Genomic DNA, 14,234 nt, shown 5'->3' on the forward strand with positions numbered 1-14,234 from the left:
TAGAGGCGGTTACTTGGGATAACCGGCGCGCTTCATCTCGCGTTCAGTGGATTGCTGAGCGGCGGCGAGGGCTTGATCCACCGTGGTCTGGCCGATCAGCGCGGCCGAGAACAGCTTGCCGACCTGGGTGCCCACGGCCTGGAATTCAGGAATGGTCACCAGCTGAATGCCAACGTACGGCACGGGTTTCAGCGTCGGTTTGCTCGGATCGGCAGCCTTCAGCGATTCCAGGGTGACCTTGGCGAACGGCGCGGCTTTCATGTAGGCATCGCTGTAGGTCGAGGCGCGAGTGCCGGGCGGCACGTTGGCGATGCCGTCGGTCTTGGCTACCAACTCGCCGTATTCCTTGGACGTTGCCCACGCGCTGAATTCTTTCGCGGCGTCTTTGGCTTTGGAACTGGTCGGAATCGCCAGCGCCCACGAATACAGCCAGGCCGAGCCTTTATCGGTGACTTGATGCGGGGCGAAAGTGAAGCCGACGTGATCAGCCACTTTGCTTTGAGTCTTGTCCGTCACGAACGAACCGGCCACGCTAGCGTCGACCCAGATTGCGCACTTGCCGCTGTTGAACAGCGCCAGGTTTTCGTTGAAACCGTTGCTCGAAGCGCCCGGCGGGCCAGACTTCTTCATGGTGTCGACGTAGAAGTTCAGCGCGTTTTTCCACTCGGGGCCGTTGAATTCCGGCTGCCACTTCTCATCGAACCAGCGCGCGCCATAGGCGTTGGCGACGGTGCTGATCAGCGCCATGTTCTCGCCCCAACCGGCCTTGCCGCGCAGACAGATGCCGTACTGCTCTTTGTCCTTGTTGGTGAGTTTTTCAGCGAACCCGGCGATTTCCTCCCAGGTCGGACGCTCTGGCATGCTCAGGCCGGCGTCCTTGAACAGGTCGGTACGGTAATAAGTGATCGAGCTTTCCGCGTAGAACGGCAGGGCGTACAGCGAGCCCTTCACCGACAGGCCTTCGCGCACCGACGGAAACACATCGTCGAGGGCGTAACTGGCCGGCAAGTCCTTCATCGGTTCCAGCCAGCCTTTGGCGCCCCACAGTGCAGCTTCGTACATGCCAATGGTCAACACGTCGAACTGTCCGCCCTGGGTGGCGATGTCGGTGGTCAGGCGTTGGCGCAGCACGTTTTCTTCCAGCACAACCCAGTTGAGCTTGATGTCCGGATGCTCGGTCTCAAAAGTCTTCGAGAGCTTTTGCATACGGATCATGTCGCTGTTGTTGACGGTGGCGATGGTCAGGGTCTGGGCGCCAAGGCTGACGCTGCTGAGGGTCATGCAGGTGAGGGCAAGCAGAGCTTTTGCAGTGGGTTGCATCGTGCACTCCTTTTCTGCTCCGGGGGGAGGCAGAAGGACAGTTATTGTTTTTGTGTCTTCCGACGACTGGAAGAATGTGCACTGATTACAGCCTTCAATCGCAGGGCTGACAAATCATCCCTAGCACTTTTATCGATACTTTTTTGCACTTGGCTTTTGTTGGTGGAACGCAGGGAAGGGGTTTTCAGCGGGGAAGGCTAATCGGATGTGTACAGGTTTCCTCGCGAATCGGTTGAACCCTGTGGGAGCTGGCTTGCCAGCGATAGCGTTAGACCCGTCGACGAAGAGGGTGATGGCACTGACCTAATCGCTGGCAAGCCAGCTCCCACATTTGATTCGGGTTGTCAGGCGTGGTTCTGTTCGGTAAGGCGCTGTACTGCGAGCCGGCGATAGTGCGAAGGCGTCATGCCTTTGAGCTGCTGAAAGCGTCGATTGAAATTGGAGATATTGTTGAAGCCCGATTCGAAACACACCTCGGTCACCGGTTTGTCACCGTCAGCGAGCAGTTCGCAGGACTTGCTGATGCGCAGACGATTGACGAACTCGATGAAATTACGCCCCGTCGCCTGCTTGAATACGCGGCTGAAATAAGTCGGCGTCATCCCAAGATGCTCGGCAACTTCCTCCAGGGAAATGTCCCGGGCGTAGTGGCTGAAAATGTAGTCGACCGCGCGGTTGGTGCGGTCGATGTTGTGTTCGTCCGCCAGCTGCGGTGTAGTCGCGCCTGACAACAACTGGAAGTCGTCACTGGCGGCGAGCAATTCCATCAGGATGAAAAAATGCCCGAGACGGGTGATGCCCTTGGAGTCGGCGATCCGTTGCATCAACGTCATGGCCTGGCGGATGGTGCGCTTGCAGCGAAATTCGATGCCGTATTGCGCACGCTCCAGCAGCGGCGCGAGGGTTTTCAGCTCGGCAAAGACCTGATGGCCACTTTCAAATAACTCATCGGTGAAGTTGACCAGCATGTCGCGTTTTTCCACGACTTCATCTTCGGCGACCTGGCTTATCCAGTTATGCGGCAGATTGGGGCCGGTGAGGAACAGGGTTTCCGGGAAGAAGTTGCCGATGTAGTCACCGATGAACACCTTGCCCGAGCTGGCGACGATCAGGTGCAGTTCGTACTCCTTGTGAAAGTGCCAACGCACCAGCGGGCACGGAAAGCCGTGCTGGCGGTAAATGATGGACAAACCGTTATGGTCGTCCATCAACTCGTAGGAAGGATCGGTCACGCGGGCAGTTCGGGTCATGACGGCGCACTTTTTTTGTTATCGCAGGATGATCATGCCTCTTTCCGAAGGCATCCGACCAGCCTGTGATGGGCGAACCTCAGGCAGGTTCGAACAACGATGCCCCGTGAACGGCGTTCTCACTGCACGCGACCCAGCAGTTGCGAACGATCTGTGACTCCTCGAAAAAGTCGATATTGATGATGCTGCAGCGATTGATCAGGCCAAGAGAGGCGTGAAACCACTGATCGATCTGTTCCTCAAGATGTGAGGGGCCGAACAGTGGCGTATAGCCCGTGACCGACAGTGACCAGAGGAAGCTGTGGGGAGCCTTCGCCAGTTGGGTGGTGATGTGTCTGCTCAGGTCTTCGGGATTGGGAAAGGAGGAGCCTTGCCATTTATGCGGAATACGCGGCCAGTAAATATCGTCATCCAGTTCGCGTCTGGCAGGCACTGCCGCGATCACCCGGCGTTTGGAGCTGGCCTGCTTCAGTTGCTGGACGGTGAGTGGTGCCTGGGTCGAGGCAATCAAACGCTGCCCGAGGCCCTGTATCAGTACGTCATGGAACCGTGCGTAATCGAACGACTTGTCGCCGTCACCCAGGTGATGGAAGTCGAGCAGAATGAACTCGTCAGGGTTCCGATCGAGGAACGCATTCACGGCATCGATCAGTTCGTCGAAGGTCCGGTTGAATTTGAATCCATTGTGATGAAAGTAAAACGCTGAAGCCGTAGTACCTGAATTGAAGCCGAGGCGAATGTCCAGCGCCCTGGCGCCGTTGGCCAACTGGGCGGCGAACGAGTCGTTCTGGCACGCCGTCCAGTTGCCCAGCACAGGGTCGTAGCCGGGGGCTTTTTTATCCATCCCGCAATTGTGGGAACCGGGCCAGACGATGTCGGTCAGTTTCAAGCGACCGACATCGAGGATGTGACTCATCCATGTCTTCGTGTTGAATGCAGGTTGCGGCATGACAAACTCCTTGTCGTTGCACTCGCCCCGTCCGTAGGGCGACTCATGATCGTCAAAAGGCGACATTTGTCGTCTCTGGGTGAAGCATCAGCGTAGAAGTGACGGGAGAAGTTGCCAAGCCCTGGAAACATTCGCACAAAGATAGCTATTTAATGGCGGGTTATTACTTTGCAGCCTTTGCCAGATTGGCCATGCGGCAATAACTGACTATTTTCGACTCTTCAATAAAATCAACATTGATGATGTTGCAACGGCTGGCCCAGTTGCTTTTTTCCGGGTTGAACCAGACGTCGAGTTCTTCATGCAGGTTAGTCGGGCCAAAAGGGCCGAAGAAAGTTGCGGCGGATAACGACCATGGCGCCCATGAACTTGGCGGATTTGCAACGACGCGCTCAATAAACCCTCTCAGTTTGGCGGCAGTGGTCGAGGAAGCTTCCTCCCATTTGTGCTGGATTTTGGAACAAAAGAGCTGTTCGTCAAGCTCTTCATGAGAGGTGGCGGCGACCAGAATTCGTTGCTTGGAGCTGATGCGTTTGAGTTCTCCAAGGCTCAAGTGAGCGTATTTGGCCGGGATAATCCTGGGGCCGAGATACCCCATGATATGGGCATTGAATTCTCTGAAATCGAACGGACCTTCGCTGTCCGCCAATTCATGGAAGTCCAGAATGACGAACTCGTCGGGACTGGCTTGCAGAAACGCTTCCAGGTCGCGCACGAGGTCATGCAGGGTCCGTGAAGAAAGAAAACTGTTGTGTCGAAAGCGGTAGCGGGTGATGTCTTTTTCTTTGCTCTTGCAGGCCAGACGCAAGTCCAGGGCGCGGGAGCCGTGATTCAGTTGGGCGAGAAAACTGTCACGTTGGCAGGCCAGAAGATTCTTGCCCGGTATCAGGGCGTAAGAGGCCTTCCAGTCGCTGCCAGCGTTGTGCGTTCCCGGCAGGCTTAGTTGAAGTAACGATAAGTGGTCAATGGCCGGCGAGGCAGCCATCCAGTTGCTGTTTGGAAAACTATTGCTCATAAAATCATCCTTGTTTTGATGTGCGCCATTTCTTCATCGGAAGTGGCGCATGGGGGATGTTTTTATAACGCGTATCAGAGGCTATTCCAATGAGCTGATTAATGCTGAATGTATAGTGAGTTATATGTTTTTGTTTTTCGCTTCAATCCATTGGGACATGTATTGCGTACTCTTGTGAGCATGATGTCGCAACATACTTCCGGTGAAATTGCTGTTTCTTAAGCTTTGCAAGTTGGACCGGCAATGGTTCAACTTTTCAATCAGAGCCGGAGCATGTTCCGACACGGCATAGCGATCTTGCAGTAACGCGGTTCCATGGCCCTGTGCCTGCGCCCAGCGGTGTGGGTCCTGGTAAAGCCGTACCGCTTCATCGGCGAGCTTCTGAGCACTGTTGGCCACCGCGCCCGGCCATGGATGTTCGCCGTGCATGGCCTCGGCACCGATCGGCGTGGTGATGCTGGGCGTACCGCACAACATGGCATCGATCAATTTGCCCTTGATGCCAGCACCGAAACGCAGCGGCGCCAGACAGATCCGCGCGGCGGACATCACCTGCAAGGCGTCCTCGGCCCAGTTCATGATGTGGAAGCCTTGCGCGACGTTATGCAAGGCGGCGGCTTTGGGCGGTGTGTAGGCGCCGTAAATATGCAATTGGGCAGTCGGAAGTTGCGCGCGAATAAGCGGCCAGACGCTGTTTTTCATCCAGAGCACGGCATCCCAGTTGGGCGCGTGGCGGAAGTTGCCGATGCTCAGAAAGTGCGCACGCTCGGCAAATGAGCGGGGTGGTTCGGCAGGCGGGGTAATCATCAACGGGCACCAGTGCAGGATCTGGCGCGGCAAACCGAATTGCGTGGTCAGCAATTCGATCTCGACTTCGGAAATCATCAGGTTCAGGTCGCAGCGATACAACGCAGCGATTTCACGTTTGGCCAGATCGGATTCGGCCATCAAGGCGAACTCTTGTGGCAATGCCGGGGAAAACAACTCGCTGAAGTCATTCTGATCGTCACTCTGCTTGAGTCGCTCCTTGAGGCGCTGATGGCGGGCATGACGCAGACTTTGCAAGTCTGAGGTTTCGAGAACGCGCAACGCATCCGGGCAATGCTTTTCAACCCGCCAGCCGAACTGTTCTTCCATCATGAATTGATCGAACAACACGATATCCGGGGCCAGTTCGCTGATAAATGCATCGAAACTGCTGCTGTTCAGCTCGATCGGCACTTCGCGAATGCCAAGGCTGACCAGATCCGCCTTGTGTTCGCCGTCACCGGCCGGGCTGCTGAAAGTAATGTCCCAGCCCTGCTGCAGGAACGCGTCAAGGATCTGCATCACATGCCCGCTGGCCGCCGAGGACTGCGGTTCCGGCCATACGTAGCCGATGACCAGAACTTTGGTGGCGGGGGACTGACTCATGATGGAAATCCTTGATGCGCGGGGTGGGCCCGGAAAAAGGCGCAATTAAACCATATCGCTGACAGCCCCGCCCGCTGCTGGAGCTGTGTTCAGACACGGCTCCGATGCTGCGTCAGACCGGGTTCAAATGCACCAGCACCTCCCAGTCGATGGTTTGGCTGGAGGCTTTTTGCAGCGCAATCCGCATGGCCTCGATGTTGCGACGGAACATCACTGGATCCCGGGTTTGCTGACTGAGCAGCGTGGTCGCCATCATGAATGATTCGGCGTTATCGAACGGCTCGAATTTCTTGAGGGTTGCAGGATCTTTGATATGGCCTGACGCCAGGTTCAGCAGGTTGCGGACATCCAGCCGTTGATACTCACCCATTCGACCGCTCCGGGGCAGGCTGGCATAGGCGTGATCAAGGGTGTGAGGAGCGCCGTGAAACAACTCGTGAAGAATGTCATCGGCCAATACGCCGTGGCTGTAACCTTCGACGCGGAACTGGTTGTTGAAGGTCTTGGTATAGATGCGGATGAACTTTTTCCTGGCGGCTTCAGTAGCGGGCAGATTAGTCCACTCCCGGTAGGCGCGGGTATTCAATGATGCAATGGTGTCGCCACGCTTGGTATCCATCAGAAAATTATCAGGCGAAACGTGGCTGAGGTCTTTTTTTACATCCTGCAGGTGCCGCAGAAACTTGCTTTTGCCCTGCGGCGAGTGATCACCCATGAGCAGTTTCAAAACCCACCCTGAATCGTTCTTCAGACTTTCATCGGCAACCACTTTGATCGCATCGTCGAGTTTAGTCCGTGAGATCGGCAGCGCATCCTTGAGCAACTTTCGGGTGTAACTGGCTGGCATGATCTTGTCGAGCTTGAACAGGCGCCAGACCTTGGCGGGTTCAAAGTCATCAAGTTTCGCCCCCCACGGTTTACCTTGGCGATTGAGTGCATACCAATGGCCGTTATGGCGAATGCCCCAGACGTTGAACAGGTCTGCCGACTGACCGGCCTGACGCCATTGGCCCAAACGGATGACATCCGGGTCGGCGGCGCTCAGCCAGGCATTCTTCGGGGCAGTGCCGGTCAATGTTCGAAGATCTGTAACCGCCGTTGTCAGCAAGTTGACCTTGCCACCGCGCAAAATGCCTTGGTGAATCAACCGGACGCCGCCGCGCAACAGATCCTGCACGCCATCCAGTGGGTTGAACAGGCTGTTGAGCAACATGGCTCCCGCCTTGGCCATTTGCACGGCCTTAACGGTAATCGTGGCTGACTTGGCGGCAATCACCGCGATCTGGGCAATGACACCCACCACCAGCAGGAGTGTCATTGCACCGTCGAGCACACACATTCTTAGGCCATCGTGTTGGCGCTGCGGATCATCGGAATTGATGTCTTCGATGCAGGATTTGAACGGCACGATGATGTTCAGGAATGTGTCCAGTTCTTCCTCGCGATCGGCGCGGCGTTTCTCCAGTGCGGTTTGGCCCCAGCATTCGTTGGACAGCTCATCAAAGGTGGCGATGGGGCGGTGCTTCAGAACGAAGTTTGCCAGGCGATCGAGTTCGCCGCTGTGCAGACTCTGGTAGTAGCCTCTCTTGTGTTGCGGGAAATCAGTGTTCGCCGCCAGCACAGCGAGCTTTTCAATAACGCCTTCACTGGTGGCAGCCAGCCCGGGTGGAACGCCATGGGTGTAGCACTCGAGATCGGTGGGCAGTTGATACAGCGGAGCCGGCCTCACATAGCGGCTCATGCTGCCGGTAAAGTCTGCGCGGGCCGGCTGATTCAGAAGATCCTTTTCGAGGATCAGTTTTGCCAAGTGCGGGTTTTCCCGACATTCACCGTGTAACGTAAACATCTCGTAGCAATACAGTCGGTCTTCAAAGCGCGTGCACATCGCCACGCCATAACGCCCCGTCGCCGCATCTTTGCCCTTTTGATTTTCCTGAAAGATCAGATCGGACAGGTCTTCCGGGAAATCCACGACCAGCGATAGTGGATCTGCGGGCATCAACGTGGCGGCCGAGGGGCGCAGGGTGAAGCAGGTCACTTCGCCTTCAAGCAGGCGTGTTCGATCAAGCAGCGGCAACGACGACAGCGTCTGTTTCAGGTGAGCCGTCATCGACGCGGCGTACGTCACATAGGCACGCTTGAAAAGTATACGGAACACCCCATCCGGTGGGGCGAGGCGTGACTGCATGTCAGGAAATTGTGCATAGACACTGCCACCGTTCTTCAGGTCCCAGTCGCCGCTGGCCAGATCGTTCGACATGTGCAGGTCAAGCAAGGACATGTGCAATGGTTCAGCAAACATATCCTGCTCACTTCGGTTGCGCTTCTGTACCAGCAAGTCGTCCGCCAGATAGTTGCACTCCGGGGCGGCGAATTGCAGAAGATCCAGAGCGACGTCTTTTCGGGTGGGCAAGGGACGGGAGAGCGCTTGCGCGGTGTCGTTGCGGTATTGGTTGTATTGCGCGTGAGCGGTCAGCGCTTTTTCCAACGCATGCGGTATCGATGCCGTGACGTCTTGCATTGTTGCAATGCCGTGGAGCAAAGCCCAATCGATCATCGGGTCCCCGGCGGCCAGGGCATTGAGCGTCTGTTGCGGTTCACTGACCGCATCGAACTGTTTCAAATGCTGCAATTGTGCATAGGTGGTGACACAGGACGATCCGGGTGCATTGAGTTCCATCACCGTCACGGCGCGACAATGATCGATCCACTCCGGAGTACCCAGCCGCAACCCGGAAGGCAGATTCCGGATCAGGAATGCCGGTGCGGTCTCCGCCAGTAGCAGGTGTGCCGCCAATGCAACGTACTGCGCATCGAAGCCATGCTGTTCGACCAGGTGTTGTTCAAATTGCGAATGAACGAAGGCGGGCGACTGTTCGACGTATTCGGCCGCATAGAGGTTGAAGCCAAGTACATGATTGCGCGGCGCTGGCTCGCCAATGCTCGGGTGCAGGTCCAGCAGAATCGCCGTGAGCAGAGCCTGAGCAAGGTCGGCGGCGAACTGCGGGGCTTCACCGTTGGCGCCGTACCAGTCCAGATCGGTGATGAACGTTTGCGCCCAACGCCGCCCGATCGGACTGGCGGCCAGCCGGGCCAGTGCGTCGTGGGCTTCTGAATGCTGAAAAGCTTGCGTGCGGCCACCGAAAACAATCTTTGCCAAATGCTGTAGAAGACGCTCGCCGCGCAGGTAACCATGGGTCTGCGCTCTGATCTGGTTGCGTTGTGTGGGGGACAGGACAACCGGGCTGTCTTCGTCGCCCGAAAGCAGCTCCCAGTAGTGGGAGGGCGCAGGGCCGGCTGAAAATGGCAGCATCAAAAACCCGATGAGCCTTTTTCCTTCCTCGACGTTGCCTGGAACGTGGAACCGATGAAAGTTGAGCCACTGCAGCAAACGAACCTGCTCACCTGAAGTAACGGCACCCCCGGTCACGACTGCCAGCTCCATGAGAACGTCAAGGTCTTCATTCATCCCGGGATCGCGTTTCAATGCGTTGGTCAAGTCGATCCAGTTTCCCGACATTCGTACGCTAAGCCGTCCGTCGTCTGTCACTTGGATGTCGGTGTAATCCGACAACATCAATTTGCCGAGCATTGTTTTGAATTCGGCCTTTTGCGCCAGCATTTTCAAGATGGCGACGCCCGGTTGCAGGGCTTGGTGCAACGACGAATCGGATTCAAGGGATATTCGTACGGTCGCCAGTTGTAACTGTTCGGTATCGGCAAGATCCGCAGTGAGGTGAGTCAACCGGTTGATGACTTCGAGTCTTTCGCTTCGATCACTGGCGGCGCTGTTATCTTCAAAGGCAGTGGTAAACAGCGGGCGCGACAAAGGTTTTTCATGCGTGGCAATGAAATCGTTATTCATAAAATCCATTTGAGACTTATAAGACATATCAGGCGTGAGAAAGCTCGCGCTACCCATGGCGTGGTAGCGCGGTTCTTGGATTTAAGGTTTGAGTTTTTTACGTGGAGGTGTTGATGATCGCCGACACTCCGCTTAGCCCGTCCTCAATAAAACCCAACGTTAATTCAATGCTCTGCAGATTTCTGGCGAATCCGGCTTTATCGTAATGTCGCTGATCGAGGAGCGAGACCATTACACTGGTCGAGTGCGCATTGATCAGTGCGGGGTGCTGGCGCACGATTGCCGGCATCGTATCTTTTACTTTATTGAAGGGGGCAATGTGCCGGGCGGGATTGTTACCAAATTGCATCAGTGGGGTGATATCGATGTTTCCCGGCAATGTACTTTTCAAAGGCAGGCTCGGAAATACCAGCCCCATAGTACGAGGATCGGCATAAGACATTTCGCGGATCAATTCATCTGCTATTCGCCCATCATGGTATTTCGCCTTACGGTAAAAGTGGCCAATTTCATTCGAGTGAATGGTTAGGAATTTGGTGTCGCCAGCATTGAACGTTCGATACTTGAGCCACAAGTCATAGGACTCACGAGACAACTCGGCGAGCGCTCCGCTGTCAGCGTTTGCTTTGAAAAGTATATTGTCCATCGTCAGCGATTCCATATCGTGAAGCATGTTGCTGAGCCCAGCCTTGAAATAGCTGATGGTTTCGGGTGAGTGACTGCCAAACAGCGATTTGAACAGTGTGCGCACTTCCGGATCATCTCGATGTTGGCGCAAATGTTTATAGGCAGTTTCGAGCTTGCTGCGCGCAATCGGCAGGCTTCTGTTCACGAAATTGCGCGCGTAGCTGTTGGGCATGACTCGGCCCCAGCCGCTGACGACGCTTAAATCGTAGAGTTTGTATCCGGTCAGTCGGGGGCCCCATGCTTTACCGCTTCTAAGATTGAGCGCGTACACATGAGCCGCGTGCTGAACCGCAAAGATGTCGACAGCCTTACCGTTCAACGTTAGCGCGGGAACACGCAAGACATCCGCCTGGTTCACCGCTCTGGCCAAGTCGTAAGTTTGTGTGCTGCGCGTCAGGTAGCGCATTTGACCAATGGCCGTTTCCAGGTTGGCGATGCCCTTCGGGCTGAGCAGCAGCCGGCCTTTTTGCAGCAGTTTGTAACCGCCCGCTATCAGTGAGGGTACGCCGTCCGCCGGATTGAACAGTGAAATGCCGGCGCTCACGGCAGTTTTGGCAATGCTGATCATTTTTGAAGCGGCGGACGCTGTCTTTCCGGCAGTGCCGGCTATTTTCGCGCCGGCACCCATCACCGTGCCAATGATCGCTACGCCGTCAAGCACGCAGCCACCGACACCTTCGTTGAATCGTTCGGGATCACCGGAATTCAGGTCGACGATGCACTGCCTGAACGGCACCAGAACATTGACGACCGCCGTCTGCAATTTTTCATCCTTGGCTCGCAGTCTCTCCATCTCGGTAACGCCAAAACCGGCGTTATAAAGTTGTTCCCGAGTGGCAACAGGATGGTGCTTGAGCAAAAACTGCGCGAAGTGAATCAGACGCGCAGAAAAGAACGTTTGCGCCGAACCATAGTGGCGTGGTTCGCCAGCGAGCGGCAAAGCTTCGTAAAGCTTCTCCACAATCACCCGAGAGGTTGCACCGGCTCGAGGTTGACGTCCTTCCAGGTAGGCCTTGGCATCGATGGGCCACAGTAGCGGTTCGACTTTTTCCTGGAATGCGTGGATGTCGCCGACAAACCCCAGGCTCGGATTCTCATGATAAATACCGGTGGAACGTAACAGTGGCGCGAGTTCCGGGCGGGCCAGACAAAGTCCCTGCAGAGGAAACAACTCGTAGCTGTGCAGTTGCGATTGATAGTTGGCGCACAGGATCAGGCCAAAGCGCCCCTTTGCCGCGTCGCGCTGCTTTTGGGTCTCCTGCGAGCTGATTGTGTCGACGATGCCATCGGCTTTTTCGCGAACGGTAAATACGTCGATATAACCGTTTTCAAACGCCACTCGGTCAGCATCCGGCATTTGCGAAAACGCCAGTTTCACTAGCGTCAGCAGACCGGCCTGCAAGTTGTCGTAATAAGGCGCAAATGCTTCCTCGAAGAGCGTCTTGGGATCAGGCAATTCGTGCAGACGGTTAAACGCTTCGGCCGGAACATCATAACGGTCGTCAACTTCCAGCTTGGGCGAGAAGCGTCCATCCATCATGAGGTCGCCGGACATATGAAAATCCACCAGCGATTGTCGGACGAAACCCAATCCAACGGTTGGCAATTCGGTGATGGCGAAAATGGTTTTGAATTTGAGGTTTTCCTGCTCCAGGTAATCCCCGGCGGGAACGACTTTGCGCATGGCGTTGACGGTCAGTTCCCGGCGAGAAGGCGCAGGGGTGCTCAATGCCGTTAGCGCGCTCGCCAAACCTTCGCTAAAAGACTTGAAATGCTCGTGGGCAGTGGTGAAGTCTTTTTCGCCATATTCACCATTCGGGTCGTACGCGATGATCCCGTTGAGGCTGGCCCAATCCAGAATCGGACTGATCGTCAGGAATTCGCGCAACTGCTGGTGCGCAGCCGTGACGGCACCGATCTCGCCAAACTGGCTCAAGGACGGATAACCCATCACGCGCGACACCCCAGGCAGGCAATGTTCGACAAACTGCGCGTCACAGCGCAGGGCGACCCAACTGACGGAGCCGATTAAAAGCGAGTCTGGTAGGTCCTCGACGAGGAATTCCGGCGCTGACAACGCCAGCAACAGATGCGCGGCCAATGGCACGGCATTGCCGGAGGCAAACCCGGTGGTACTTAGATGATGTTCGACGTCGACCCGGACGTCAGCGAACGAGCGATTGAAATTAGCGGTTTGATACAAGTCGTATCCAGCGACCAGATGCTTGGCGGCCTTCTCGGGTTCCGGAACCAGATCGAGCAGGATGGCGATCAATAGAATGTCGGCAAAACTCTTCTGAGCGTCTTCGACCTCTTCGGTCGCCGAGCCGAACCAGCCCAATGCGTCGATGTAGCGCTGCGCCCACTGTTGGCCGACATGGCTGTTCAGCAGTTGATGCAAGGTTTCATCGGGATAATCCTTGACGGCCTCGGCAGACATTCCGCCGACGCTCTCGGACATCAACACATCCAGCAGCCGCTGATCGGCAACCAGTCCGCGAGTCACGTTGCGTATGGCCGTGCGGTGTTCGGCAGAGCAAGAAAACGAATGCTGTTCCTCTAGCAGTGGCGACCAATAGTTGCCGTTCACCGGAGCATCAGGGAACGTGAAGTTCAGGAAAGACCAGAGGTTTGAAGTCTGCTCGTGAGTCTCGGGCACTTCGAGGCCATTGAATAACAACCACTGTTCGACACTGATCGTAGCGTCAGGAAAAATGGCGCCGCCACTTGACTGTGCGAGGTCGGCCAGAACACTTAAAGTTTCACCCAGCGATGGATGTCTGGAGGCTCCATAGGTTGCCCATCCATGTTGTTCTTTTATATGAAGTTTGCTTTGGCCGTCGACATACATAGTGCTGTTAACGGGTACTCGCAGGCGGGAACACAGGTCGATGAATTCAGGCGAACTGCGCATACGCTGAAACAGCTCTCGGCCAGGTTCCAGGATCAGGTCCAGGGAAGAGTTTGGCGAAACATTGAACAGCAGATGGGGATAGTCCGGCGAGTAACCACCGCTAACAATGGCTGTCGCGTCTTTGAGAACGGTGCAGACATGCTGTTTTTCTATCAAGTCGCTCGTGCGTGTATCTGGGGTATTTGTAGTTGCCATGGGTCCATCCGCTGTCGATCAAAGAGGCAGAAACTCTGTTGCAGAGTCTGCGTCGGTCGCGGATCAGATTATTGGAAAGGCCGGAAAATTATAGTTGATATATCTTTCCAGCTATTTCGAGAGTGGCGGCTGCAATAAGTACTGACAAGTAGGGTGAAATTAAAGTTGATGCCGGTAATATCAATTCATTTAATTGTTCAGCACGCTTTTGACTTTGTCTCTAAGTTGATCAATCGAAAACGGCTTGCCAATCACATGCATGTCTTGTGGAACGTCAATGTTTTCTGCATACCCGCTGGCAAACAGGATCGGCAGAGTGGGACGAACCTTGCGTGCTTCCGTCGCCAGCTCACGGCCATCCATGCCTGGCAGGCCCATGTCAGTCATCATCAGGTCAATCGCTTGGTTCGAATCATTGACGATCTTCAAGGCTTCCTCGGCGTCGCTCGCTTCCACTACCTTGAAATCCAGCTCCTCCAGCACATCAACAATCAGCATGCGCACGATGTCATCGTCTTCGACGACAAGGATGATGGAGGCGTTGGCAGACATAATAAAATTCTCGAAAAGAAAGGGCAGGGGTGGCACGCCGGTCGATCAGAATTGCCGGCCTCTTGCATGAGTAA

At 55.5% G+C, this 14,234-nt stretch carries 8 protein-coding genes; all 8 read right to left on the reverse strand.

The annotated features are described in order from the left end of the window. Positions 1-9: 9 nt before the first annotated feature. Complete coding sequence (locus AC3Y64_RS13290) at positions 10-1,320, reverse strand: ABC transporter substrate-binding protein (protein WP_489987813.1); 1,311 nt, start codon at positions 1,318-1,320, stop codon at positions 10-12. Between the two features lie 344 nt (positions 1,321-1,664). Then, positions 1,665-2,570 (reverse strand): helix-turn-helix domain-containing protein, encoded by a 906-nt coding sequence (locus AC3Y64_RS13295; RefSeq protein WP_489987814.1) that lies wholly within the window; start codon positions 2,568-2,570, stop codon positions 1,665-1,667. A gap of 79 nt (positions 2,571-2,649) precedes the next feature. Beyond that, positions 2,650-3,519: a phosphatidylinositol-specific phospholipase C domain-containing protein gene (locus tag AC3Y64_RS13300; RefSeq protein WP_489987815.1), complete on the reverse strand. Its 870-nt coding sequence runs from the start codon at positions 3,517-3,519 to the stop codon at positions 2,650-2,652. Between the two features lie 163 nt (positions 3,520-3,682). Further along, positions 3,683-4,534, reverse strand: a complete 852-nt coding sequence (locus tag AC3Y64_RS13305) for a phosphatidylinositol-specific phospholipase C domain-containing protein (protein ID WP_489987816.1) — start codon at positions 4,532-4,534, stop codon at positions 3,683-3,685. Positions 4,535-4,654: 120 nt separating this feature from the next. Further along, positions 4,655-5,947: a glycosyltransferase gene (locus AC3Y64_RS13310; RefSeq protein ID WP_489987817.1), complete on the reverse strand. Its 1,293-nt coding sequence runs from the start codon at positions 5,945-5,947 to the stop codon at positions 4,655-4,657. Between the two features lie 112 nt (positions 5,948-6,059). Further along, positions 6,060-9,812, reverse strand: a complete 3,753-nt coding sequence (locus tag AC3Y64_RS13315) for a hypothetical protein (protein ID WP_489987818.1) — start codon at positions 9,810-9,812, stop codon at positions 6,060-6,062. Positions 9,813-9,909: 97 nt separating this feature from the next. Then, positions 9,910-13,608 (reverse strand): hypothetical protein, encoded by a 3,699-nt coding sequence (locus tag AC3Y64_RS13320; protein ID WP_489987819.1) that lies wholly within the window; start codon positions 13,606-13,608, stop codon positions 9,910-9,912. A 189-nt stretch (positions 13,609-13,797) separates the two neighbouring features. After that, positions 13,798-14,160 carry a response regulator gene (locus tag AC3Y64_RS13325; RefSeq protein ID WP_489987820.1) on the reverse strand — a complete coding sequence of 121 codons (363 nt, stop codon included), beginning with the start codon at positions 14,158-14,160 and terminating at the stop codon, positions 13,798-13,800. Positions 14,161-14,234 lie beyond the last annotated feature (74 nt).

This window comes from Pseudomonas sp. 4CAES_32.4 (assembly GCF_058136335.1).